This window comes from Bradyrhizobium sp. B025 (genome assembly GCF_042257955.1).
GTDB lineage: Bacteria > Pseudomonadota > Alphaproteobacteria > Rhizobiales > Xanthobacteraceae > Bradyrhizobium > Bradyrhizobium diazoefficiens.
Window position 1 is genome coordinate 2,734,661 of record NZ_CP170150.1, and the last position, 24,533, is coordinate 2,759,193.

The window sequence follows — 24,533 nt, forward strand, 5'->3', positions numbered from 1 at the left end:
TCGTTAACGCGAATTTATTCTTATCCAATGAGCAGTTTGCGCGTCGCGTGCCCGCAAACTCACGTGCGTGACGAGTCCGAAACGAGAACGTGTGACTCCTCGCACATTCTGCGTCACGTGCGCGGCGGCTCGGCGTGGCTGATCACGCGCTTCACGCTCGGGAACGCGCGGCGCAACGCGCGCTCGATCGCGTCGACATGCTCGTGCACCTTGATCACGCTCATCGACGGCGTGGCGCGGCAGTGGAAGTTGACGATCTCGCCGGCGTCGGTGTTGCGGACGCGCACATTGTGGATGTCGTGGATCTCGCTGCCGGCGGCATATTCGGTGAGTGCGGCGGCGATGGTCTGCACCCGTTCCGGCGCGGCATCGACACCGAACGGCAGTTCCGGTTCCAGAGGCTCGATATGGACGTCGACCTCGACGTCGGCGCCGAACTCCTCCTGGATGTTCCGCTCCAGCGTGTTGGCGACGTCGTGGGCGGCGTCGAGCCGCATGCCGGCGTCGACCTCGAGGTCGATGCTGACGATCAGCTTGGCGCCGAGGTCGTGCACCGTGACGTGGTGGACGGCGAGGCTCGAATTGCGGGCGATCACCATGATGCGGTCGCGTACGGTCTCGTTGTCGCGGGCGACGGGGACCGGGGTGAAGGTGAGGTCGGCATCGCCGAATGCCTTGTCGACGGCGGCCTGCACCTTGCGCTTGATCTCCTCGACGCGGTCGATCGGATAGGTCCGCGGCACCTTTGCGATGGTGTCGATGAAGGTGGTCGCGCCGACCATGCGCACCCGCAGCCGCTCGACGCCGATCACGCCGGGGACGCTGCGGATCGCGGCCGTGGCCTTCTCCTGTGCGCCCTCCGGCGCGCGGTCGACCAGCGTCTGCACGGTCGAGCCGGCCATGCGCAGGCCGAGCGCCGCGATCATCACCGCGACCGCCGCGGCCGCCGCCGCGTCGCCCCACCAGAAGCCGAGAGCGGCGAGGATCAGGCCCACGATCACGGCGAAGGAGCCCATGACGTCGGAGGCGAAGTGCAGCGCGTCGGCGGCGAGCGCCTGGCTGCGCGTCTCCCGCGCGGCGCGGTGCAGGGCGCGGGCGCGCCACAGGTTGACGACGATGTCGATCACCAGCACCACGAACGGTATGGCCGAAATGGTCGGCGGCGGGGTTCCCTCGCGCAGCCGGCTGTAGGCCTCGACCAGGATGCCGCCGGCGAGCACGTAGAGCAGGGCGGTGACGCCGAGCGCGGAGATGCTCTCCAGCTTGCCGTGGCCGTAATGGTGCTCGTCGTCGGCCGGCTTGTCGGACACCCGCACCACCGCCCAGGTGATGATGGTTGCGACCAGGTCGACCGAGGAGTGCAGGGCTTCCGAGATCAGCGCGAGCGAGCCGATCGCCACGCCGACCACGAACTTCGCCGCCGCCATGCCGCCGCTGGCGAAGATCGAGATGGCCGCGACCGAGGTCTTGTTGTGCTGGGAGGTCATGGCGGGGGATTTAGCAGCCCGGCGCGGGACATCAAGCGATGATCCACAGGCGTAGTCGCTAGTGAGTTGCAGGAGCGGTCACGATGTCATTCCGGGTCGCCCGAAGGGCGAACCCGGAATCTCGAGATTCCGGGTTCGGCTCTTCGAGCCGCCCCGGAATGACGGCCACCCTCACACCGTCACGACAATCTTCCCCAGATGCTTGTTCGCTTCCATGTGCTCGAACGCCTTGTCGATGTCGGCGAATGCAAACACCCTGTCGATCGGCAGTTGCAGCTTCCGCGACTCCACCGCACCCCAGATGTCCTTGCGGACCTCCTCGAAGATCTCGCGGACTTCCTCGATGGTGCGGGTGCGGAAGGTGACGCCGACATAGTCGATGCGGCGCGCGGCGTGCAGGTCGAAGTTGAAATCGGCATGGGTGCCGCCGAGCCGGCCGACGTTGACGATACGGCCCTTGATCCTGGTGGCGGCGAGGTTCTGGTTGGCGACCTTGCCGGAGACCTGGTCGACGATGAGATCGACGCCTTCGCCGTTCGTTGCCTTCAGCACCTCCTCGACCCATTTGGGATCGGAGGAGTCGACGGCGAGGTCAGCGCCGTACTCCGTCAGCCGGCCGCGCCGATAGGCGTCGGTCGACGAGCCGATCACCAGCTTGGCGCCCTTGAGCTTGGCGATCTGCATCGCCATCAGGCCGACGCCGGAGCTGGCGCCCTGGATCAGCACGCTCTGGCCCGCCTGCACGCCGCCGACGGTGACGACCGCGTTGTGCATGGTCGCGAGCGCGACGGGCAGGGTGGCGGCCTCCTCGAAATTCATGTTCGAGGGCGCGCGGAACAGCCGGCCGTGATCGGCCAGCGTGTACTCGGCAAACGCCGCGCCGCCCGAGCCCATGATACGGTCGCCGACCTTCACGCCCTTGGCATCCGGTCCGAGCTCGGCGACCTCGCCGGCCCATTCCATGCCGAGCACGGTTCCGACCCCGCCCGCTGCGCCATGGGCGTGGCCCTTGCGCATGCCGGTGTCGGCACGGTTCAAGCCACAGGCACGGACGCGGACGAGCACCTGTGTGCCCTTAGGTTTTGGTTGAGCGACGTCGGAAATCCTAGCGCCCTCAGGGCCGTAGACGTAAGCCTTCATGCATTACCTCGGAGCTCAATTGAGTTTGTAGGTGAAGAGCGGTGCCGTTCTTCGCCTCTCCCCGCTTGCGGGGAGAGGCCGACGCGCGGAACGCGCGGCGGGTGAGGGGAGTCTCCGCGAGTCCAATTGTCACCGTCAGCGCGGAGACTCTCCCTCACCCCAACCCTCTCCCCGCAAGCGGGGCGAGGGAGCATACCTTCGGCGTGGCGGGCGTCGTGTTCAAATCACTTCAGCGAATTATTCCGCCGCTTCGCGTTGCGGCTGAACGATCATTTCCTCCAGCCGGCTTCTGATGATGGCTTGCGCTTCGGACACGATGCGGGAGACGAGCTCGGCGCAGCTCGGGATGTCGTGGATCAAGCCCTGGACCTGGCCGGCCGACCAGATGCCTTCGTCGGAGTTGCCGGTGGCATAGACCATCTTGCCGCGGGCGCCGGCGACGAGCTCGCGGATGTCCTCGAACTTGGCGCCTTCCTTCTCCATGGCGACGACCTTGGTCGAGACCGCGTTCCTGGCGACGCGGGAGGTGTTGCGCATGGTGCGGAAGATCAGCTCGGTCTCACGCTCGTCATTGGCGACGATCTTCTCCTTGATGGACTGGTGGATCGGGCTCTCCTTGGTGGCCATGAAGCGGGTGCCCATGTTGATGCCCTCGGCGCCGAGCGCCAGCGCCGCGACGAGGCCGCGCGCGTCGGCGAAGCCGCCGGAGGCGATCATCGGGATCTTGACCTTGTTGGCGGCGGCCGGGATCAGGATCAGGCCGGGCGTGTCGTCCTCGCCGGGATGGCCGGCGCATTCGAACCCGTCGATCGAGATGGCGTCGACGCCCATGCGCTCGGCCGAGAGCGCGTGGCGGACGCTGGTGCATTTGTGCACGACCTTGACGCCGTGCTTCCTGAACTCGTCGACATGCTCCTGCGGCTTGTTGCCGGCGGTCTCGACCACCGTGATGCCGCTCTCGATGATGGCGGCGCGGTATTCGGCGTAGGGCGGCGGCTTGATCGCGGGCAGGATGGTGAGGTTGACGCCGAACGGCTTGTCGGTGAGGTCGCGGCAGCGCGCGATCTCCTTGGTCAGATCCTCAGGCGTCGGCTGGGTCAGCGCCGTGATGAAGCCGAGCGCGCCGGCATTCGCAACGGCGGCGACCAGCTCGGCGCGCCCGACCCATTGCATGCCGCCCTGGACGATCGGGTGCTCGACGCCGACAAGCCTGGTGAACCGTGTCTGCAACATGATGCGTTTCCCCCGCCTGCGTGGCAGGCCCTGTTATCGATTGATGGCGGCAGGATGCCGCCGAGGTCGGCAAAAGTCTATTGCGCCGGCGTGCGGTGAGGGCGGGGCGATCATGCGGGAGGTGGGGAGATTCCGTGGGACGGATAATTGGGGGCTGCAGTATTCGTCCCGTCATGACGGTCATAAAATCAAGCTCGCGGCCGCAACTCGCTCCCATACCGCAAGGCACACCTTCGCCTTCTCGCGGCATGGTCCGCCCGAGCTCTGCTTCATCGCATTGCCCTCATCGGAACAAGGGCGCAGGGAAGGCCGGGCGCGGCTGGCACCCGCAAGTCCGTGCGCTACAAAAGATGCACACGGGGTGGACCACAGGTCTCGCCGGACGCCCGGCCTTCCCTGCGCGATGGGTTACGGCTTACTTCGTGCTCTCCCCGGGGAGCGATGCACTATTGCCCCCGTCGCCTTGCGGATGGCTGATGCACGCGGTCCGGTCGGGCCGCGCATATCACCACAAGACTTGACGCACAGACCCCGGGCGTCAGGACCACACGACTTCGCCGTCCGCGCACGTCCTCGCTGGGACTTCGAGAGCTGGCGTGTGCTCGCACCCGAAGCCATGCGAAGACGCTGTCGGCGCCGTGTCGTTCGTGCGAGCGCTCCTTGCTCACGGTTTCCCGCCCTGCAATGCTGCCCGCGCCCGACGCCGTCGCGTCCATCGCTGCCCGGCCCGCGGTTCGTGACGATCGCGATCCGCCCCTTGTCTCGGGCCAGGGTGTTTCGTGTGTACGACAAATCCGAATTTCGGTAAAGTGGAATATATCTGCGGCGGCGGATTGACAGGCGAGGCGGGAGATTTGTGCGGGGTGTCTTGCCCGACGGGCGAGGTGCCGCTCCACCCTACGCTGTCATGCCCCGGCTTGACCGGGGCATCCAGTACGCCGCGGCGTCTCCGTGTTACCGCGCCGCCTCTGGAATACTGGATTGCCCGCCTTCTGTTCAGCCCGGGCACATAGCTTACACCTGTTCGGGGAGATGGTTGACACTTTTGGGGTTACGTAGATCGATCGTTTCGATCTGGTGAGCGGCAAAGAATATTCCAAACTTTCCCTCAGCACTGAGCTGACGAATGGCGAGTTTCTCACCACGGAAGGCTTGCGGGACTTTCCAGAGCCGTCCCTTGAAGCTGACATAGGCCTTCGTGGTGGAGACGGAACGGACGATCTCGCCCTCGTCGTACTCCACCGTTGGAAGGCGATCCGGCATGAGGCGCTGGCTTGGTCGATAACGGCTTGCGGGCACATCGAAGCCCAATGCCTCGTGCGGCCGATCTAGATTGTAGACGGCTCGCCATTGGTCGAATGCCCGCTGGACATCGGCAAGGTCCCGGTAGCGCTTGAAGGCGAGAACCTCGGCCTTCAGGCTGCGATGGAACCGTTCGTTCTTGCCTCGGCTCTGGGGATGATAGGGCCGGCTGTGGATCGTGCGGACGCCGAGCTTGAGAAGCCACACCGTCAGCGTGGTCCAGGGGTCTTCAAGGGTGAAGCCCCAGGGGCCGCCATTGTCGACGAACATCGCATCCGGCAGTCCGTAGCGATGGAACGTCGCCTCAAGATGTCCTCGTACCGTCGAGCCTCGTTCGTTGTCACAGGCTGCCAGGCATAAGGAAAAGCGCGAGTGATCGTCTAGCGTCGTCAGTGGATGACAAGACACGCCGTTCTCCAGCGCACTGTGCCCCTTGAAGTCCATTTGCCAAAGCTGGTTGGGCGCATCCTTCTCAAAGCGAGTATAGGGCTGTCCAGGCGTGCCCGCGGGCTCCTTCACACGATCGTAACGGCGTAAAATTTCGTGCACGGTCGATATCGCGGGAGTGGCTTGCCGATTGCGCTTCAGGCGATGCGCGAGCTTGCGCGCACCCCAGGCCGGGTGCGCATCTCGCAGCTCGACAATCTGCTGCTCGGTCGCAGCAGCTGTACGCTCCGGACTGTGATGAGGTCGTCGCGACCGGTCTGCCAACGTCGCATCGCCCGCTTCGTACCGCTGGATCCACTTGTAGCCGGTCTGGGCGCTGATGCCGAACTGCCGGCACAGCTTCCGCCGGTTCACTCCCTCCTGCTTGGCAAGCATCACAAACTCTCGCCGTTGATCCATGACAGACACCTCGCGCCACGGCATCGCTCGCCCCCTTGTTTGACGAATCGAGCCGATTTTGACGTGTCAACCATGTCCCCGAACACCCGTCAGTCATGTCTCCGGGCTAAACACTTCGCGGGCAATGACAGCGAGGGGGTGATAACGGGACCCGAATGTTCGCGAGATGTCGTAGCCCGCAAGGGCTTTGAGGCTTCGGCTACTCCGCCGACAGCCGCACCATCTGCCGGCCGCCGTTCATTTCCTTGAGGCTGTTGACGAAGTTCTCCGGGCGCTGCCAGCGGTAGGGGACCTTCAAGCCCATGAACTCGGCGATGTCGCCGATGAAGCCTGTGCAGTTGGTGGTCTCGGCGTTCCAGACCGGCGAGCTCGACTGCAATTTCTTGATGTAGGCGAACACGCGCTTGGCGTCGGCTTCGTTCAGATAGACGCGATAGCTCGCGGTCAGATATTCCGGATCGAGATCGCCGTAGCTAGCGCCGGTCTCTGACGGCACCCAGGTGAGGTGACCGAGCACGTAAGCAAGGGTGTCGCCGGCGGGCGTCAGGCCCGCGACCTCGACGACGCGCTCGCTGGTCTTGCCGTACCAGACGAAGGCGTGGCCCCAGCTCGCCGCCGTCCGGGCGCGGAAGTCGACGTAGTAGGGGCCTTTCTCCGCACGCGCGACGGGCCGCCGCGACTGCGGCGCCGGTCGCGATGCGGTGTCGGTCGTCGCAAGCGCATTGGCGTCGGCCATGCGCTTGTTCGCTTCGTGGGCCGAGGCCGAGGGCGTCGTGCACGCGATCATCGCCGCGAGCGCGAACCCCGCAAGGATGCAGGATCCCGATCGATCAGGTTTGTTCGTCACGCTGTGCCCCCTCGACTGTCGGCCGCTTACGCAGATGCTGCGCGTATGTCGCCGTGCGTCAGTAGCGCGCCGCGACCGGGCCGGGCGCCTTGCCGATCGGGGCCTTGCCAACCGGGCTCTTGCCAATCGGCATCTTGCCGATCGGCGCCTGCTCCGCCGGATAGACAGGCACGGGCTGCCGGCGCGGCAAATCGGCAGCGTTCGCAGCCGTCACCAGAGCAAGCGTCGCACCCAGAACAAATACAATCTTCTTCACAGTCATACCCCTGAAGGTTTGGTCCAAACACGGCAGTGCCGTGCCCCCAGACACGCCTCACAGAAGGGCGGCCGAATGCGTCCAAGTTGCGGCGCGCGCGGGACATGTTGGCGGCATATGTCGGGCGCGCGGAGATGTGATGTGTCTGGATGTTTCGGCAGCGTCCACGGCCGCGAGCGTTTCCTCACCCGATCCGGTTCAGGCTGTTCCTGATCGTCGAGAAGATGCCGCCGATGTCCTTGCGCAAGGCATCGAGCGCATTGAAATTGTCGAAAATGCGGGCGAGGCGGTCTTCGACGTCGCGCTTGCTTTTCGCCAGCGCGTCAACGCGCGAGGCGAGGGGCACGCCGCCGTTCGCCTCGATCTCGCCGACGGTTTTGGCGAGGAGGTCGCGGGTGGTTCCGACTTCCGCGATCAGCGCCTCGATGCCGAACACCGGAGCCTTCAGCGGCACGAGGTCGGCCTGCGATTTCGACAAGTCCGTCTTGAAGGCGTTCAACGTCGCCAGCGTCTCCTGCAACGCGCCGAGGCGTTGGCGCGACTGGAGGACGAAATCGTTCAGCGCGTTCTGGCGGTCGGCGAGGGTCTTGCCGTCGGGATCGGTCTCGATCTCCGCAAGCGAGCGTTCGAGCTGGGCCTGGCGCTGGCCGAGCTCCTCGAAGTCGAGGCGGATGGCCTTGAGGATGTTGAAGCTGTCGTCGATGCGGGCGAGGCGCTGCTCGATCTCGATCCTGTTCTTCGACAGCGTCTCGACGCGGGTGCCGAGCGGCGCTTCGCCGCCGGTCTCGAGCTCGTCGATGCTCTTGGCGAGGCGGTCGTGGCTGAGGCCGAGCTCGCTGATCAGCGCGTTGATACCGGCGTCCGTCGATCGCAGCGGCATGAGCTCGGCGTGGGATTTCGCCAGATCTTCCTTGTACTGGTTCAGGGTCGCGAACGTGTCCTGGACCGTGTTCACCCGCGCGAGCAGCGCCGAGATGTCGTGCGCGATGTCCTTGAGCCGGTCGGCGAGGTTGTTCTTGCGGTCGTCGGTCTCGATGTCGTGGAGCGACCGTTCGAGCTGGTTCTGGCGGTCGCGGATCTCGGTGAAAATCGGCTCGACCGCGCGGCGCTGCTCGGCGACCTTGCCGACCATCTCGCGCAGGCCTTGCTGGCGGCGGCGGATCTCGGCGAGCTGGTCGTGCATGTCGGTGGATTCGTTGCGGCCCTGCTGGAGCAGGGCGCGCTGCTCGGTCTCGCCCAGCTTGTCGTGAAGGGTGGAGACGGCCTCCCTCGGGTCGCTCTCGATCAGGTGCTGGACGGTGGCGTCGAGGTGGTTTTGCAGGGCGTGGGCGACGACGACGTCTTCGCGGGTCTTCTTCAGGCGGTCGCGCAGCTTGCCCAGTCGCCGATCCTGGCGCGAGAGCCGAAAGGCGGTTGCGCAGATCAGCGCCAGCGACACGGCCAGCAGCGCGCCGGTCGCGATGCGCTGCGGCATGGGAAGGCCCGCAAACAAGGCGGGCAGATGGGTGACGTCGTAACCGAACGCCTGCTGGGCGAAGATCGCGATGGCAGCGAGCAGGACGAACCAGGCAACCAGGAAAAACAGCCACATCGTGACTTCCTCACGCCGGCACACATTTTCGCCATGATTGCTATTGGAGAGCGGAACCGAGATCAAGGGGCGCGCGGGGGAGCGGTATGTATCCGGCCGCGCGATCCACGACTGATTGCATCAGCTGAACGGTGGAGAGCGGCATGAGGTGCCGAGTTTTCCCGAGGGGGCTGCGGCCCTTCGCTGTCATTTCGGGGCGCGACGAAGTCGCGAGCCCGGAATCCATCGGGCCGGCAGAGACTGCGGATAAATGGATTCCGGGCTCGGCGCCTTGCGCCGCCCCGGAATGACGACGGGAGCTAGTCATCTGGAACGCAAGTTCGTCACATTAGTTGATAGCTCGAATCTCTACAGAGGAGAGAGCTCGTGGCGAATGCAGGTGAGCGAGGCCGGCCGATCGCGCCGCTGGTTCTTAGCCCGCAGGAGCGGGCGTACTTGGAGAGGCAGGTTCGTCGTCATCGCGTTGCCCGATCGCTATCTGAGCGCTGCCGCGCGATCCTGCGGTGTGCGGATGGCTTGCCAAGCAAGTCGGTAGCTGCCGAACTCGGCCTCCACGAACACACGGTTGGCAAGTGGCGCCGCCGATTTTTGAAGGACCGCTGTGATGGCCTGCTTGACGAAGCCCGCCCTGGCCGTCCTCGAACCATCAACGACGATCAGGTTGCTGAGGTAATCGAGCGGACATTGCGTACGACGCCGCGCGACGCGACGCACTGGTCGATCCGCTCGATGGCCGCCGAAACTGGCTTTTCTCACACCACGATCCGCCGAATGTGGACGGCGTTCGGCTTGCAGCCGCACCGCAGCCAGACATTCAAGCTGTCGAGCGATCCCCTATTCGTCGATAAGGTGCGCGATATTGTCGGGCTTTACCTGTCCCCACCGAACCGAGCCCTTGTCCTCAGCATCGACGAGAAGAGCCAGATCCAGGCCCTGGATCGCGAGCAGCCGGTCCTGCCGATGATGCCGGGCGTGCCGGAACGTCGCACCCACAGCTATGTGCGGCATGGTACGACCACGCTGTTTGCCGCGCTCGATGTCGCTTCCGGCTTTGTCATTGGCAAATGCTACAAGCGCCATCGGGCGGTCGAGTTCTTGAAGTTCCTCAAAGAGATCGACGCTCAAATCCCTGAGGGGCTCGCTGTCCATATCATCATGGACAACTACGCCACCCACAAGACACCCAAGATCAAAGCGTGGCTCGCTCGCCGGCCGCACTATCATGTCCACTTCACGCCGACTTCCGCGTCATGGATCAATCAGATCGAGCGCTGGTTCGCTGAGCTCACCAGAAAGCAAATCCAGCGAGGTGTTCACACCTCCGTCAGGCAACTCGAGGCCGACATCCGTACCTTCATCGAACTGCACAACAATAACCCGAAGCCCTTCAAATGGACCAAGTCCGCAGACCAGATCTTGGCTTCCGTCAAACGCTTCTGCCACAAAGCCCAGCAGACTTTATGTGGCGAACTTTAGATTCACGTGACTAGAGCCGAAACTCGTTGGTGAGCTCGCCGATCCCGTCGATCGCGACGGTGACCGTATTCTCCGGCTCCTTCATCACGCCGACGCCGACCGAGGTGCCGACCGCGATGAGGTCGCCGGGCAGCAGGGTCATGTCGTGGGAGATCCTGCTCACCAGCTCCTGCGCGCTGAAGATCATGTCCGAGATCGGGTAGTTCTGCCGCTCCGCGCCGTTGAGGATGGTGCGGACCACGAGCTTGGCCGGATCGAGGCCGGTCGCGATGACGGGGCCGAACGGGCCGTAATCGTCGATGCCCTTGGCGCGCGCCCATTGCGGGAAGGTGGGATCGCTGGTCAGGATGTCGTTGGCGGTGATGTCGTTGACGCAGGTGTAGCCGAAGATGAGGCTGTCGGCCTCGCCAGGCGAGACGCGGGCGCAGGTCTTGCCGATGACGATGCCGAGCTCGCCCTCATAGGTGGTCTTGCCGTCGTAATAAGAGGGGCGGCGGATCACCGCGCCGGGGGCCGCGATGCTGGTCGTGGCCTTCAGCAGGTAGAGCGGCTCCGGCGGCTCGGGCTGGTTCAGCTTGGCCGCGAGCGCGTGAAAGTTGTTCCAGAGCGCGACGATCTTGCTGGGCGCGCAGGGTGCGAGCAGCTCGACCTCCGACAGCGCCAGCGTCCTGCCGGTAGCTGCATGGCGGCCGAACATCTCGCCCTCGTGCACGCTGATGCCGGATGAGGTCAGCGTGCCGAAACCGGTCGCTCCATTATTCCGGAAGCGCAGCCATTTCCTGATCCCGCCGGTCATCACGCCACCGCCAGCGCGCGGGGATCGGTGGGCGCGGAGACACCGTCATAGAGACCGGCGATGCGGGCGCGCTGGGTCACCATCGCCAGCACCGAGTCCAGTGCGGGCGTGGAAATGCCGGTGAGACGGCCCATCTCCTGCACCACGGTGACGAGCGGGTCGATCTCCATGGGACGGCCGCGCTCGAGATCCTGCAGCATCGAGGTCTTGTGCGCGCCGACCTTGCGGGCGCCCTCGATACGGCGCTCGACATCGACGCGAAATTTGACGCCGAACGTCTCGGCGATGCCTTGCGTCTCCACCATGATCGCGCGCGACAGCGCGCGTGTGGCCGGATCGGTGCAGATCACGTCGAGCGTCGCGTGCGTGAGCGCGCTGATCGGGTTGAAGCAGACATTGCCCCAGAGTTTCAGCCAGATCTCGTCGCGGATGCGGTCGAGCACCGGCGCCTTCAGCCCGGCTGCGACGAAGAGATCGGCGAGACGCTGCACGTCGCCAGTGATCTCGCCGGAGGGCTCGCCGAGCGGGAAATTGTTGCCGTAGACGTGGCGGATCACGCCGGGCGCCTCGATCTCGGTGGCGGGATAGACGATGCAGCCGATGGCGCGCTCGGCGCCGATCTCGCGCCATTGCCGCCCGCCGGGGTCGATGCTCTCCAGCGTCGAATTCTCGTATTTGCCGCCGTGCTTGTAGAAGTACCAATAGGGGATGCCGTTGACCGCGGTGACGATGCGGGTGTGCGGGCCCAAGAGCGGCTGCATCTTCTCGATCACGCCGGTGATCGAATGCGCCTTGAGCGTGATGATGATGTAGTCCTGCACGCCGAGCTCGGCGGGATCGTCGGTGCAGCGCGGATGCACGGTGTGCGTCTCGTCGCCCGCGAGAAGCGTCAGGCCGCGCTCGCGCATCGCGGCGAGATGCGCGCCGCGTGCGACCAGGCTGACGTCGGCGCCGGCGCGCGCCAGCTGAACCCCGAGATATCCGCCGATTGCGCCGGCGCCGTAGATGCAGATCTTCATGAAATCCTCGCGGGTGACCGGATTTTGGGACGAAGGATCCGGTCCGGCGCGGAGGGATCCGAGCCGGGGCCGGTAGTCGCAGGGGAAGGGTCGTGGCGCTTTAAGCTGCTGCTTGCGGCGTGCCGTTGATCGCCTCGTCAACGGCAGCGGCGATGTCGCGCATGCTGATGACGGAGATGAGGCTGTAATCGTCGATCACGGGCAGGTGGCGGATGTGATGACGGTTCATCAGATGCCGCACGTGCTCGATCGTATCGCTCGAGGTGCAGGAGACGAGCTGCTGCACCGACACGAGCTGCGAGACCTTGACGTTGATGGCATTGGCGCCGTGCTCGGCGACGGCGCGCACCACGTCGCGCTCGGTGAACATGCCGACCGCGGTGTTGCCCTCGGAGCGGACCACGTCCTTCACCACGAGGGCGCTGATGTTGTTGGCGCGCATCAGCTTGGCGGCGATACCCACCGTTTCGTTCATTCGCACCGTGACAACGCGCGGCGTCTTCTTGCGCAGAATGTCTCCGACCAGCATTGCAACCTCCCTAGGTGAATGACGAGGTAAGTGTGGTATACATAATGCCAATCGTCAAGCGCTGGATTTGGCGGATCCGAAAAATCTTGCGACAGCATTATTGACGTTTGCGGTGCCTCCGGCCTCGGCCAAAAACCTTGGCCAAAAAGAAAGGGGCGCATTCTGCGCCCCTTTTTCAACCGTGCAAAGTGTGTGGCTTGTCACGCCGTCTCGGTCTTGGCGTCGCCCGTTGCAGGGCTTGCGCTCTCGGCTTCCTTGCCGAGGATGAAGGAGCGGCGCAGCGGCTTGATCACGAACAGCGCCGTCAGCGCCGCCGTCGCGTTCAAGGCGACCGCGACCACGAACACGGCCTTCCAGCCGTACGTTGCCGAGATCACGCTTGCGAGCGGAACGAGCAGGGAGGCGGTGCCCTTCGCGGTGTAGAGCATGCCGTTGTTGGTGGTCGCGAACTTCGAGCCGAAAGTGTCGCCGCAGGTCGCGGGGAACAGCGAGTAGATCTCGCCGAACACGCCGAAGTAAATGGCGGTCGCGAGCACGAACACGATCGGAACGTGGCCGTAGGCTGACAGCGTCAGCAGCATCACCGCGGCGGTGCCGAAGGCGATGAACATGGTGTGCTCGCGGCCGATCGTGTCGGAGACCCAGCCGAAGAACGGACGTCCGAACCCGTCGAAGATGCGGTCGAGCGAGATCGCGAAGGTCAGCGCCGCCATCTGGAAGCCGGCGAGCGTCACCGGCGTGTCGGCGATCTTGAAGTCGTGTGCGATCGGGCCGATCTGCGCCGCGGTCATCAGGCCGCCGGAAGCGACCATGACGAAGACGAGGTACATCACCCAGAAAATAGGGGTGCGCAGCACTTGCGGCGGGGTGAAGTCGATCTTGGTCTGCGGCAGGTTGAGCTGCTTCTTCTTCGGCGGGATCGAGATCCGCGGCGGCTGGATGAAGAAGGCGAGCACGAAGACGATCAGGCCCTGGCCGATGCCGAAGGTGAAGAACGCGCTCTGATAGCCGCTTGCGGCGATCATGGTCGCGATCGGCACGATGGTGAGCGCGGCGCCCGCGCCGAAGCCGGCGGCCGTCGCGCCGGCGGCGAGGCCGCGGCGGTCGGGAAACCATTTCAGCGCGTTGCCGACGCAGGTGCCGTAGACGGCGCCCGCGCCCATGCCGCCGACGATCGCGGCCGCATAGAGCAGGGTGAGCGAGTCGGCGTAGGAGTTGAGCACCCAGGACAGCGCGATCATCACGCCGCCGAACATGATGACGATGCGGGGGCCGTACTTGTCGACGAACCAAGCCTCGACCGGCACCAGCCAGGTTTCGGTGACGACGAAGATGGTGAAAGCGAGCTGGATCGCGGCGCGTCCCCAATGGTGGGCCGCATCGATCGGATCGACGAACAGCGTCCAGCCATATTGCAGGTTGGCGATCATCGCCATGCAGACGATGCCCATGGCAAGCTGGAACCAACGGAAACCTGTGCGAAGAGGCGCGGCCGTGACGGCGCCGTCCGTGCTGGAAATCATCAAGAACCTCCCAACGCGCTTGTCTGGTCGACACCGGTTGCCAAGATGACCTGATGTCGCAAATATTGTGGCTTATCGTCGCAAGCGCGGCGGCGAGCTTGGTATACCATATCCCAGAATGCAAGCCCAATCTTGGCTCGCCCGTTACAAAATCGGCAGTTCCGTTCGGACACGGGTTCCGAATCCTCAAAACGAAAACGCCCGGCCATGAGGCCGGGCGTCCCGTCGGAATGAAGTGTGGTGAAGCGCGTCAGACCGTGGACTTCGCTACCACGACCTTGCGCCAGGGCTTGAGCACCGCGATCGCCAGCGCCGAAGCCATGATGTTGGCGCCGGCTGCGATGATGAACACGCTGTCCCAGGTCCCCGACGACTGCTGCATGTAATTGGCGATCGGAACCAGCAGCGCGGCCGTGCCCTTTGCGGTGTAGAGCAGGCCCGCATTGGTGGTCGCGAACTTGGCGCCGAACGTGTCGGTGCAGGTCGAGGGGAACAGCGAGTAGATCTCACCCCAGGCGAAGAACACGAAGCCCGAGAGCAGCACGAACCAGATGGGATCGTGGCCCCAGAGGTAGAGCATCCAGATGCCAACACCTTCCATGCCGAAGGCAATGAACATCGTGTTCTCGCGGCCGATCATGTCGGAGATCCAGCCGAAGAACGGACGCGTCAGGCCGTTGAGCACGCGGTCGATCGTGGCTGCGAAGGTCACCGCGGTCATCGTCACCGCCATCAGCGTCACCGGAACGCTGTCGACCTTCCAGTCAACCGCGATGGGCTTCAGGTTGGCCGTCACCATCAGGCCGCCGGCGCCGACGATCACGAACATGAAGTACATCAGCCAGAAGATCGGCTGACGCAGCACCTCGGTCGGCTGGTAGTTGCGACGCGTCTGCACCAGCGCGGCGTTCGCCACCACGACCGGCACCTGGCCAGGCTTCGGCGCCAGCAGGAAGAAGGCGAGGATGCAGATGATGAGGCCTTGCCCGAGGCCGAAATACAGGAAGGTGGTCTGGAAGCCGCTGTCCTTGATCATGGCCTGGATCGGCGCGACGGTCAGCGCGGAGCCCGCACCGAAGCCGGCCGCCGTGATGCCCGCGGCAAGACCGCGCTTGTCCGGGAACCACTTCAGCGCGTTGCCGACGCAGGTGCCATAGACGCCGCCGGCGCCGATGCCCGCGATGATCATGCCGAGATAGTAGCCGTTGAGCGTGGTGGCCTGTGCGTTGATCGCCCAGCCCATGGCGCAGAGCACGCCGCCGACCAGCACGACGATGCGCGGACCGTATTTGTCGACGAACCAGCCTTCGACCGGCACCAGCCAGGTCTCGAACAGCACGAAGAGAGTAAAGGCCCATTGGATCGACGCGCGATCCCAGCCGAACTTTTTCTGGATGTCGGGGACGAAGAACGTCCAGCCATATTGATAGTTGGCGATCATCACCATCGCCGCTACACCGATCGCCAATTGCGCCCAGCGATACGTGTCGCTAACGCGCGCGGTTGTAGGGGCCGTTGCCTGCACCATGTCCGTCATAAAGCCTCCCGTGGCGCCTCTAATTTTTCTGCGAGCGCTGGAGAGGCATTCTTGTATTCATTATGCCAAGGTTCAAGCGCTGGTCCGGTCACCGTGCGCAAATGCCGCAGGACCCTTCTCCGGCCGCGGCAGTGACTCAGGACAGCACAAGTAGAAATGGCCCCGTCCTGCGGGGCCATTCATCAAAAGTAGCATGTCGGCACCTGTGAAACCGGCGTGCGGCTCCCGCGGCGCAGGAAGCGCGCGCTTACAGGCCGAAACGCGGCAGGTCGCCGTTGTGATTCGAGATCTCGGCGCTGGCCATCAGGAAGCGGTCGACCGCGGCCATGAAACGCGCGAACAGGGTGGAGGAGGGGGCGAGGGCGACGGAAGCGGTCTTGGACATCGGAATTCCTTTCTTGAGACGGTCAGTAGCGCTGTCTCATTTCGAAAGGGAATTTATGTATACCAGATGCCAATGTCCATGCATGCCATTGCATAGCAGCATGCATCATCCCGCATTGCAGCATAATGCTCCGTTAAAGGGGCCGTACCGGGCCTAAAATTGCTGGAAGGGCGGTCGAAACGAGCTGCCGGCTCCGAAATGCCCAGTTTGCCGCCGCAACTGGCACAAACGGTCGTCCCACGGGCACGAATTCCGGCTGGGGCAAGCCGCGGGCCGGGTCTTGGCACGGCAAGTCAAAGCCGCTAGTGGTCTGCCCCCTTCCAATCATCTGTCAGAGTGGTTCATGTCGAGCGCCTCGCCCGCCGTCTCGATCGGCATCGATTTTGGGACCAGCAATACGGTCGTCGCCCTCGCGGCGGACGCCCGCCGGGTCGAGGCCATCCGCTTCGATCACGGCGGACAGCGCCACAGCGTCTATGTGTCGGCCCTGTGCTTCTGGGAGGACCGGCCGGGAGCCGGCGCCCAGGCCGAGGGCGGCCCGTGGGCGATCGAGCAGTTTCTCGAAGGACGCCACGTCTACCGCTTCCTCCAGTCGTTCAAGACCTTCGCCGCGAGCAGCAGCTTCAACACCACCCAGGTGTTCCGGCAGCGCTACAAGTTCGAGGATATTCTGGCGGCGTTCCTGCGCACGCTGGCGCGCCATGGCGGCGACCGGTTCGGCTTCGAGACGTCAACGATCACGGTCGGCCGTCCCGTGCGCTTCGCCGGCGGCAATCCCGACGAGGCGCTGGCGATGCAGCGCTACCGGGCCGCGTTCGAGCGCCTGGGCGCCGGCCACGCGCGCTATGTCTACGAGCCCGTGGGCGCCGCGTTCTCCTTCGCCCGCCGCCTGGAGCGCGATGCCACCGTATTGGTCGCGGATTTCGGCGGCGGTACCAGCGACTTCTCCGTGATGCGCTTCTCGCGCAAAGGCGGCGCCTTGCGCGCCGAGCCGCTCGGTCATGCCGGCATCGGCATTGCGGGCGACACGTTCGATTACCGCATCGTCGATCACGTCGTCTCGCCGCGGCTGGGCAAAGGCTCCAGCTTCCGCTCGTTCGACAAGGTGCTCCCGGTCCCCAGCGGTCACTACACCAACCTCGCGCGCTGGCATCAGCTCGCGATGATGAAGAGCAACGGCGATCTGCGCGAGCTCCGCGAGCTTGCGCGCAGCGCGCTGAAGCCGGAGCTGCTCGAGGATTTCATCACCATCGTCGATCTCGACCTCGGCTTTTCGCTGTACCGCGCGGTGTCGAACGCCAAGGTCGCGCTGTCGGCGCAGGATCAGGTGGACTTCCGCTTCAAGGGCGGCGGGGTCGACATTGGCTCGACCATCACCCGGAAGAACTTTGAATCCTGGATTGCCGACGATATCGCCAGGCTGGGGGCGACCGTCGACAAGGTGCTGGGCGAAGCCCGCATCACCGCGCGCGAGGTGGAGAAGGTGTTTCTGACCGGCGGCACATCGTTCGTCCCCGCCGTCCGAAAGCTGTTCGCCGACCGGTTCGGCAACGAGCGGCTGATGTCGGGCGACCAGTTCGAGTCGATCGCCTACGGCCTCGCGCTGATCGGCCACAGTCCAGATCCCGATCGCTGGACCGCAGACGGTGGGCTGGCGCCGAAGGCGGGCGGGTAGGGCACCCTCTCGGCCTTCATGGTTCGAGTCGCGCCGTGAGGCGGCGCTCCTCACCATGAGGGACCAAGACTTCGCCGCGAAGCACGACCTCATCCTGAGGAGCCCGCCAAAGCGGGCGTCTCGAAGGATCGGCCGCAAGGAAGCTCCCCACCCAGTCATTGCTATTGCTTGATGTCGGGCTCGACGAGCTTCGCGAGATTCCGTAGCGATTCCTGCCAGCCGAGATAGCAGGCTTCGGGTGGGATGAGGTCCGGAATGCCGGCCTGCGTGATGTCCACCTCGGTGCCGACCGAGACTTTCTTCAGCAGCACGGTCACCTGAATTTCGCCGGGCAGATTGGGGTCGTCGAACTTGTCAGTGTAGCGCAGACGTTCGCCGGGGACGAGCTCGAGATATTCGCCGCCGAAGGCGTGGCTGTTGCCCGTCGTGAAGTTCCGAAACGACATCTTGAACGTGCCCCCGACCTTCGGCTCGAAATGATGCACGGTGCAGGTGAAGCCGTTCGGCGGAAGCCATTTTGCCAGCGCATCGGCCTCGAGGAAGGCGCGATAGACTTTCTCGGGGCTGGTCGTGAGAACGCGGTGCAGGCGGACAGTGCTGGGCATGTTCATTCATCCTCTTGCATTGGCGGGCGCGACATCAACGTCTGTTGCCCGTTCATGATACGAGGACGAGCAAGACGTCGTCGACCCGACAGGACATCCCGATTTTTTTGAGGGGGGCTGGCCGTATGTTCCACACTGCGGCGATATCCTGCGGCGTTGCCGCAATTCTGCCCACGCATCTCCACTGACGTTCCGGCGGGATTCGACCGGGCGGCTTTTCATAGCGGCGAATTGACCAGCTCTATCCCGCGAAACCCCGATATCGCTGCGTTACGTCGGCGCCCTCAGGCCCGGAGAGCTGAGCCACGCGTCGATCTGGATGGCCGTCTCGTCCTGCCGCACCCTTCGCAGCAGCATCTCGCGGCGCCGGCCGGGAGGGAGTAAGCGGGCCTCGTCGCGCAGACGGCCGACCTCATTGACGAGCCGCTGTTTCAGAGTTTGACTTTGTTTGAAGCGACGCCGTTCCATGACAATGCTCCCCTTGTTCGGATGGGGGCGGGAGCGCAACTGGCGTTCTCATCACCGGTAGAAGCCACGGGCCGGGCGGTGATGAGGAAGCATACCCACAAATCCGTGGCGTGTATGTCTACTAAGACACGTTGTTCGCCCGGAAGTGTCGCGAGCTTCAACCGTTCCGCCGGAGCCGGCGCGCAATTAAATCCGGTCCAAGCCTTGTAACTGACCGTGATGGGGTATAGCCTGTCGCCATTCGTTCAGCCGCTGTGCCTTGTTGAATGCGCCCGCGGGCTCCTTTTTCCAGAGACATCGACGAATTGAATCGATTCTGCGTGAGCGTCACGCGGGTTACGCGCATGCGCGCTTTGGAGAAGAACAATGCCGACAGGTACAGTGAAGTGGTTTAACGGCCAGAAGGGCTTTGGATTCATTCAGCCCGACGACGGCGGCAACGACGTGTTCGTTCACGTCAGCGCGGTCGAGCGGGCTGGTCTTTCGGGTCTCGCCGAGGGCCAGAAGGTCAACTTCGAGGCCAAGACCGACAAGATGCGGGGCAAGGTCAGCGCTGAGAATCTCTCGCTGGCCTAAGCTCTCCAGTGCCGTTTCACGGATATACTGAAACGGCCATGCGACCCGCTCGATCCCTGGATTGAGCGGGTTTTGTCCGTTGCCAAACAGGGTGGAAGATGAGCGCCAGGAAATCGGCAGAACCTTCGCCCGCAGGCATCGCGCGTTCCAACCGCCAACGCCTGGCGGCTGAAGAGGGCGCGCGCGCGATGGCGGAAGCCGAACGGCAGTCCGCCGAACTCCGCAAGAACATGGCGCGGCTACGCGAGTTGCGGGAGGCCAAGGAAGCGGCCGACGCGGATATTCGCGCGTCGTTGCCGGCGCCTGTGCCGAAGAAGCGCGCGCGGAAATCGCCGCGCTAGAGCGTTTTCGAGCGAAGTGGATACCGGTTCGCGGCAGGAAAACGCGTCAAAACAAGAATCTAGAGCCCCGTTCCGATTCCATCGGAACGGGAAAGGCTCTAGTCGGGCTCGATAGCGCCGACGATCATTTCCGAGAGGGCCGGTCACATGCCAAAGAGTGCGGATCGTGCCTAGGATCAAGCCGGATGGCGGCGGCACAATCACCTTTTTCCTCGCGCTTGGCGCGGGTCGTCAGATGTGCCGGCTTGCCACCACGTTTCAGACGCAGAAACAGGCCTTCAGCTATCTTCAGAAGTACCGGACCGAGTTCGAGCGTATCGCGCGGATACGGCTGGCGTCCGGCGAACTTGAAGACGGGATCGTCGTGCTCTCGATGCTATAGGCCAAGCGCGCGCCGAACGTGACGCGCCCCTTCAGCCGCTCCCTATTCGGAGCGGTCACTCGGCTTGGTCTCGCGGGCCAATCGCTCCGCCTTCAGACGCTCACGGTTCTCGTTGAGGGCGTGCTGGTCCTTCGCATAGTCGCTCATCGGCTTGTGCGTGTTGGCGGGCTTGAACGCCTTGTTGGCTTCACGCTTGGCGCGATCAGAGGATTGATGTCTCAACATATCGACCTCGTTTGATCAACGGGCGTGGTCCCGGCAAGTGCTGGACGCGACGCCTCCCGCTCGCAAGCTGAGATGGGTCGACTTGTCACCCTCGGACGAGGAGGACAATTCTTCAGCGTTGGGCAGGTATTCTGCGAGGCGCTTGGTCACTCGCTGTGGAGGCGGCTCGCTCGCATTTTCGGGAGCGCGCCGGCAAAAGAATAACGGCCGGCGGCCGCATTTGTTCCCCCGGACCCATCCTCAATTCGGTGTCGGCTGGTTCATCGCAGCAAGCGTACCGATTGCGGGATGCAGTCCGTCTTGCCGCCAACAAAAAGGCCGCCGAAACCGGCGGCCTTTCGTGTCTCTGGTCGAACCGCTTACTCGGCGGCCTGCTTCTGCGGCGGGGCGAGCGCGCCGGACTTGTGGATGTCGGCGACCTGGTGGTCCGAGAAGCCGAGCACGGAGCGCAGGATCTCGTCGGTGTGCTCGCCGAGCAGCGGGGAGCGCTGCACGTCGCTGGGGCTATCCGACAGCTTGATCGGGTTGCCGACCGAGATGTACTTGCCGCGGGTGGGGTGGTCGACCTCGACCACGGTGCCGGTCGCGCGCAGCGACTGGTCCTCGGCGATCTCCTTCATCGACAGGATCGGGCCGCAGGGGATGTCGTCCTTGTTGAGGATCTCCATCGCCTCGAACTTGGTCTTGGTCATCGTCCACTGCTCGATGCGGGCGAAGATCTCGTTCAGCCGCGGCAGGCGGGCCGCCGGCTTGGCGTAGTTCGGGTCGGTCTTCCAGGTCGGCTCGCCGATCACGTCGCAGATCTTCTCCCAGACCGGCGCCTGGGTGATGAAGTAGATGTAGGCGTTGGGATCGGTCTCCCAGCCCTTGCACTTCAGGATGCGGCCGGGCTGGCCGCCGCCGGAGTCGTTGCCGGCGCGCGGCACGGCATCGCCGAACGGAATGCCTTCGCCGAACTGGCTGTATTCCCTAAGCGGGCCGTGGGCGAGGCGCTGCTGGTCGCGCAGCTTGACGCGGGCGAGGTTGAGCACGCCGTCCTGCATCGCGGCGGTGACGCGCTGGCCCTTGCCCGAATGCGTGCGCTGATAGAGCGCGGTGACGATGCCGAGCGCCAGATGCAGGCCGGTGCCGGAATCGCCGATCTGCGCGCCGGTCACGAGCGGCAGGCCGTCGCGGAAGCCGGTGGTGGAGGCGGCGCCGCCGGTGCACTGCGCGACGTTCTCATAGACCTTGCAGTCCTCGTACGGTCCGGGACCGAAGCCCTTGATCGAGGCGACGATCATCTTCGGATTGATCTGCTGGATCTTCTCCCAGGGGAAGCCCATGCGGTCGAGCACGCCGGGGCCGAAGTTTTCGACCAGCACGTCGCACTTCTTGATCAGCTCGGTGAGGACTTCCTTGCCCTTGGGGTTCTTGGTGTCGAGCGTGATCGAACGCTTGTTGTGGTTCAGCATGGTGAAATACAGGCTGTCCACGTTCGGGATGTCCTGCAACTGGCCGCGGGTGATGTCACCCACGCCCGGGCGTTCAACCTTGATCACGTCGGCGCCGAACCAGGCGAGCAGCTGCGTGCAGGTCGGTCCGGACTGGACGTGGGTGAAGTCGAGAATGCGAACGCCCGTGAGCGCTTTGGTCATCGTATTGCTCCGTATACTCTGTCTGCCCCTGCACCCGCAGGGAGTAATGGGTTGAAGGGGAGGACTTACTTCTTCTTCTGCAGGACGCTCTGCGGATTGAGGTTGCCGATGCGGCCGCTCTCCGAGCCTGCGGCCGGATCGATCACCGCGTTGATGAGCGTCGGCTTGCGTGAAGCCATCGCCTCGTTGACGGCGCGCTTGAGCTCGTCGGGCGAGGTGGCATTCACGCCGACGCCGCCGAAGGCTTCCATCATCTTGTCGTAGCGCGCGCCCTTGACGAACACGGTCGTCGCGGGATCCGCGTTGACGCTGTTGACGTCGGTGCCGCGATAGATGCCGTCATTGTTGAAGATGACGACGCAGATCGGAAGGTTGTAGCGGCAGATGGTCTCGACCTCCATGCCGGAGAAGCCGAATGCGCTGTCGCCTTCCACCGCGAGCACGGGGTGGCCGGTCTCCAGCGCGGCCGCAATCGCCTGGCCCATGCCGATGCCCATCACGCCCCAGGTGCCGACGTCGAGACGCTTGCGCGGCTTGTACATGTCGATGACGCCGCGGGCGAGGTCGAGCGTGTTGGCGCCCTCGTTGACCAGGATCGCCTCGGGGTGATCCTTGATGACGTTCTTCAGCACGCCGAGCGCGCCGTGATAGTCCATCGGCGACTTGTTGTTCATGAGCTTCGGCGCCATCTTGGCGACGTTCTCTTCGCGCTTGGATGAAATCGCCTTGGTCCAGTCGGCGGGCGGGGCGGTCCAGCCCGAAGCCATCGCCTGATTGAAGGCGGAGACGACCGAGCCGATGTCGCCGACGACGGGCGCGACGATCTCGACGTTGGAGTCCATTTCCCGCGGCTCGATGTCGACCTGGATGAACTTCTTGGGCGCTTCGCCCCAGCTCTTGCCCTTGCCGTGCGAGAGCAGCCAGTTCAGCCGCGCGCCGATCAGCATGACGACGTCGGATTCCTTCAGCACCGTCGAGCGAGCCGCGCCGGCGCACTGCGGATGCGTGTCGGGAAGGAGGCCCTTGGCCATGCTCATCGGCAGGAACGGTACGCCGCTCTTCTCGACGAAGCTCTTGATCTCCTCATCGGCCTGCGCGTAGGCCGCGCCCTTGCCGAGGATGATGAGCGGACGCTTTGCGCTCTTGAGCACGTCGAGCGCGCGCTTGACCGACGCGGGCGAGGGGATCTGCGCGGGTGCTGCGTCGATCACCTTGACCAGCGACTTCTGGCCGGCCTCGGCGTTCATCACCTGGCCGAACAGCTTTGCCGGCAGGTCGAGATAGACGCCGCCCGGACGGCCCGAGACCGCGGCGCGGATGGCGCGGGCAAAGCCGATGCCGATGTCCTGGGCGTGCAGCACGCGATAGGCCGCCTTGCACAGCGGCTTCGCAATCGCGAGCTGGTCCATTTCCTCGTAGTCGCCCTGCTGGAGGTCGACGATCTCGCGCTCCGAGGAGCCCGAGACCAGGATCATCGGGTAGCAGTTGGTGGTCGCGTGCGCGAGCGCGGTGAGACCGTTGAGGAAGCCGGGCGCGGAGACCGTGAGGCAGACGCCGGGCTTCTTGGTGAGGTAGCCGGCAATGCCCGCGGCATAGCCGGCGTTCTGCTCGTGGCGGAAGGAGATCACGCGAATGCCTGCGGCCTGCGCCATGCGGCCCAAGTCCGTGATCGGGATGCCCGGCACATTATAGATGGTGTTGATGCCGTTCAGCTTGAGCGCGTCGATGACGAGATGGAAGCCATCCGTCAATTCCTGCTCGGTGCCCGGTGCCTCGGACTTGGTCGCGGTGTTCAGCATGGGCCTTGTCTCCCTGGTCTCAATACTGGGGCGAATGTTTCGCCCTTCTGGTGAACGTTGCTAGGTAAAGAGTTCCTGACCGTGCGCTTCGACGTAAGCGGCAAGGCCAAGGGTGTGGTCGCGGGCGCGCTTCTCGGCGAGCTCGGTGTCGCGCGCTTCCAGTGCTTCGATCATGCCGAGATGCTCGGGCAGCGAGGTCGCGGTGCGGTCCTTGCGTCCGATGGTCAGCTGCCGGTAGCCGCGCACGTGCAGCAGCAGGTCGTTGGTGAGATCGACCAGCACGGGGGATTCCGACAGCGAGATCAGCGCCTGGTGGAAGGCGATGTTGGCGCGCGAATATTCCTCGACGTGATCCTCGGGCAGGCGGTCCTTGCCGAAGTCCTTGAAGAAGTCGCGCAGCGCCGTGATGTCCTTCTTGCGCGCGGTGGTGGTGATGAGGCGGGCCGCCATGCTCTCCAGCGCCGCCCAGGCGCGGATCATGTCGACGATCTCGCTCTTGGTCCGGCGCACCACCATGATGCCGCGGCGCGGAACCGTCTTCACGAATCCGTCCTGCTCGAGCATCGCGATCGCTTCGCGGATCGGTGTGCGGCTGACACCCAGGCGCTCGGACAGCGCGCGCTCGTCGAGCATCACCGGCTCGGGCGTCGAGTAGATGTCCATCTTGAGGATGGCTTCCTTCAAGGCGTCATACGCCTTGTTCTTGAAGCTGCTCTCCGGGGCAATACGAACGATTGCGATATCTGCCTCGGCCATGTTCGGCAACGCCTTGGTTGGTTTCCGCAGTGACACGACGAATCTCCTCCAGTGGGAGTCGTCTTTTACAGGATTATTAACGGGAAAGTTTTTGGCATACCA

The 24,533-nt window shown here is 64.3% G+C and carries 24 protein-coding genes; 5 read left to right on the plus strand and 19 right to left on the minus strand.

Annotation, left to right across the window (positions count from 1 at the left end; genetic code table 11):
- Window positions 1-113: 113 nt before the first annotated feature.
- The 7 genes from ACE10W_RS12550 to ACE10W_RS12580 all read right to left on the minus strand — a co-directional run bounded on the left by ACE10W_RS12550 (window position 114) and on the right by ACE10W_RS12580 (window position 8,702).
- Window positions 114-1,487 carry a cation-efflux pump gene (locus tag ACE10W_RS12550; protein ID WP_271555886.1) on the minus strand — a complete coding sequence of 458 codons (1,374 nt, stop codon included), beginning with the start codon at window positions 1,485-1,487 and terminating at the stop codon, window positions 114-116.
- A 171-nt stretch (window positions 1,488-1,658) separates the two neighbouring features.
- Window positions 1,659-2,627 (minus strand): zinc-binding dehydrogenase, encoded by a 969-nt coding sequence (locus tag ACE10W_RS12555; protein ID WP_304551856.1) that lies wholly within the window; start codon window positions 2,625-2,627, stop codon window positions 1,659-1,661.
- Between the two features lie 237 nt (window positions 2,628-2,864).
- Window positions 2,865-3,860: a nitronate monooxygenase family protein gene (locus ACE10W_RS12560; protein WP_304551857.1), complete on the minus strand. Its 996-nt coding sequence runs from the start codon at window positions 3,858-3,860 to the stop codon at window positions 2,865-2,867.
- A 1,014-nt stretch (window positions 3,861-4,874) separates the two neighbouring features.
- The gene (locus ACE10W_RS12565; protein ID WP_110116441.1) at window positions 4,875-6,032 is read right to left on the minus strand and encodes an IS481 family transposase; all 1,158 of its coding nucleotides are present in this window, start codon (window positions 6,030-6,032) and stop codon (window positions 4,875-4,877) included.
- 175 nt (window positions 6,033-6,207) lie between these two features.
- Window positions 6,208-6,855 (minus strand): hypothetical protein, encoded by a 648-nt coding sequence (locus ACE10W_RS12570; RefSeq protein WP_304551859.1) that lies wholly within the window; start codon window positions 6,853-6,855, stop codon window positions 6,208-6,210.
- 58 nt (window positions 6,856-6,913) lie between these two features.
- Window positions 6,914-7,117 carry a hypothetical protein gene (locus ACE10W_RS12575; RefSeq protein WP_018647766.1) on the minus strand — a complete coding sequence of 68 codons (204 nt, stop codon included), beginning with the start codon at window positions 7,115-7,117 and terminating at the stop codon, window positions 6,914-6,916.
- 178 nt (window positions 7,118-7,295) lie between these two features.
- A complete protein-coding gene (locus ACE10W_RS12580) occupies window positions 7,296-8,702 on the minus strand; it encodes a hypothetical protein (protein ID WP_304551871.1) in 1,407 nt (468 codons plus the stop codon).
- Window positions 8,703-9,068: 366 nt separating this feature from the next.
- Between ACE10W_RS12580 and ACE10W_RS12585 the strand changes: the two genes are divergently transcribed.
- Window positions 9,069-10,178 carry an IS630 family transposase gene (locus tag ACE10W_RS12585; protein ID WP_304548173.1) on the plus strand — a complete coding sequence of 370 codons (1,110 nt, stop codon included), beginning with the start codon at window positions 9,069-9,071 and terminating at the stop codon, window positions 10,176-10,178.
- Window positions 10,179-10,188: 10 nt separating this feature from the next.
- Here the strand turns inward: ACE10W_RS12585 and ACE10W_RS12590 are convergent, their stop codons facing one another.
- From ACE10W_RS12590 to ACE10W_RS12615, 6 genes are all read right to left on the minus strand, one after another.
- The gene (locus tag ACE10W_RS12590; protein ID WP_304551873.1) at window positions 10,189-10,974 is read right to left on the minus strand and encodes a fumarylacetoacetate hydrolase family protein; all 786 of its coding nucleotides are present in this window, start codon (window positions 10,972-10,974) and stop codon (window positions 10,189-10,191) included.
- Window positions 10,974-11,993: a 2-dehydropantoate 2-reductase gene (locus ACE10W_RS12595; RefSeq protein WP_011085931.1), complete on the minus strand. Its 1,020-nt coding sequence runs from the start codon at window positions 11,991-11,993 to the stop codon at window positions 10,974-10,976. The genes ACE10W_RS12590 and ACE10W_RS12595 overlap by 1 nt, the downstream gene beginning before the upstream one ends.
- A gap of 100 nt (window positions 11,994-12,093) precedes the next feature.
- Window positions 12,094-12,522: a CBS domain-containing protein gene (locus tag ACE10W_RS12600; RefSeq protein WP_028172222.1), complete on the minus strand. Its 429-nt coding sequence runs from the start codon at window positions 12,520-12,522 to the stop codon at window positions 12,094-12,096.
- 200 nt (window positions 12,523-12,722) lie between these two features.
- Window positions 12,723-14,045 (minus strand): oxalate/formate MFS antiporter, encoded by a 1,323-nt coding sequence (gene oxlT / locus ACE10W_RS12605; protein WP_028172221.1) that lies wholly within the window; start codon window positions 14,043-14,045, stop codon window positions 12,723-12,725.
- Between the two features lie 250 nt (window positions 14,046-14,295).
- Window positions 14,296-15,582, minus strand: coding sequence for an oxalate/formate MFS antiporter (gene oxlT, locus ACE10W_RS12610; protein ID WP_011085934.1), 1,287 nt, complete (start codon window positions 15,580-15,582; stop codon window positions 14,296-14,298).
- Between the two features lie 247 nt (window positions 15,583-15,829).
- Window positions 15,830-15,967, minus strand: coding sequence for a hypothetical protein (locus ACE10W_RS12615; protein ID WP_165448147.1), 138 nt, complete (start codon window positions 15,965-15,967; stop codon window positions 15,830-15,832).
- Window positions 15,968-16,310: 343 nt separating this feature from the next.
- On the opposite strand from ACE10W_RS12615, the gene ACE10W_RS12620 reads away from it, so the two are divergent.
- A complete protein-coding gene (locus ACE10W_RS12620; protein ID WP_304551874.1) occupies window positions 16,311-17,642 on the plus strand; it encodes an Hsp70 family protein in 1,332 nt (443 codons plus the stop codon).
- Between the two features lie 161 nt (window positions 17,643-17,803).
- Here ACE10W_RS12620 and ACE10W_RS12625 read toward each other — a convergent pair whose 3' ends face one another.
- Both ACE10W_RS12625 and ACE10W_RS12630 read right to left on the minus strand, forming a co-directional pair.
- Window positions 17,804-18,247, minus strand: a complete 444-nt coding sequence (locus ACE10W_RS12625; protein WP_038965703.1) for an SRPBCC family protein — start codon at window positions 18,245-18,247, stop codon at window positions 17,804-17,806.
- A 270-nt stretch (window positions 18,248-18,517) separates the two neighbouring features.
- Window positions 18,518-18,715, minus strand: coding sequence for a hypothetical protein (locus ACE10W_RS12630; protein WP_028172218.1), 198 nt, complete (start codon window positions 18,713-18,715; stop codon window positions 18,518-18,520).
- A gap of 366 nt (window positions 18,716-19,081) precedes the next feature.
- Between ACE10W_RS12630 and ACE10W_RS12635 the strand changes: the two genes are divergently transcribed.
- The 3 genes from ACE10W_RS12635 (at window position 19,082) to ACE10W_RS12645 (ending at window position 20,014) form a co-directional block, all read left to right on the plus strand.
- Window positions 19,082-19,291 carry a cold-shock protein gene (locus ACE10W_RS12635; protein WP_011085938.1) on the plus strand — a complete coding sequence of 70 codons (210 nt, stop codon included), beginning with the start codon at window positions 19,082-19,084 and terminating at the stop codon, window positions 19,289-19,291.
- 98 nt (window positions 19,292-19,389) lie between these two features.
- Window positions 19,390-19,632, plus strand: a complete 243-nt coding sequence (locus ACE10W_RS12640; RefSeq protein WP_028172217.1) for a hypothetical protein — start codon at window positions 19,390-19,392, stop codon at window positions 19,630-19,632.
- A gap of 157 nt (window positions 19,633-19,789) precedes the next feature.
- Window positions 19,790-20,014 carry a hypothetical protein gene (locus ACE10W_RS12645; protein WP_011085939.1) on the plus strand — a complete coding sequence of 75 codons (225 nt, stop codon included), beginning with the start codon at window positions 19,790-19,792 and terminating at the stop codon, window positions 20,012-20,014.
- 42 nt (window positions 20,015-20,056) lie between these two features.
- Here ACE10W_RS12645 and ACE10W_RS12650 read toward each other — a convergent pair whose 3' ends face one another.
- The 4 genes from ACE10W_RS12650 to ACE10W_RS12665 all read right to left on the minus strand — a co-directional run bounded on the left by ACE10W_RS12650 (window position 20,057) and on the right by ACE10W_RS12665 (window position 24,431).
- The gene (locus tag ACE10W_RS12650) at window positions 20,057-20,239 is read right to left on the minus strand and encodes a hypothetical protein (protein WP_028172216.1); all 183 of its coding nucleotides are present in this window, start codon (window positions 20,237-20,239) and stop codon (window positions 20,057-20,059) included.
- A 359-nt stretch (window positions 20,240-20,598) separates the two neighbouring features.
- Entirely contained in the window at window positions 20,599-21,876 is a 1,278-nt protein-coding gene (gene frc / locus ACE10W_RS12655; RefSeq protein WP_011085940.1) for a formyl-CoA transferase, read from the minus strand.
- A gap of 65 nt (window positions 21,877-21,941) precedes the next feature.
- Entirely contained in the window at window positions 21,942-23,675 is a 1,734-nt protein-coding gene (gene oxc, locus ACE10W_RS12660) for an oxalyl-CoA decarboxylase (RefSeq protein WP_028172215.1), read from the minus strand.
- Window positions 23,676-23,735: 60 nt separating this feature from the next.
- Window positions 23,736-24,431, minus strand: coding sequence for a GntR family transcriptional regulator (locus ACE10W_RS12665; protein WP_161537124.1), 696 nt, complete (start codon window positions 24,429-24,431; stop codon window positions 23,736-23,738).
- Window positions 24,432-24,533 lie beyond the last annotated feature (102 nt).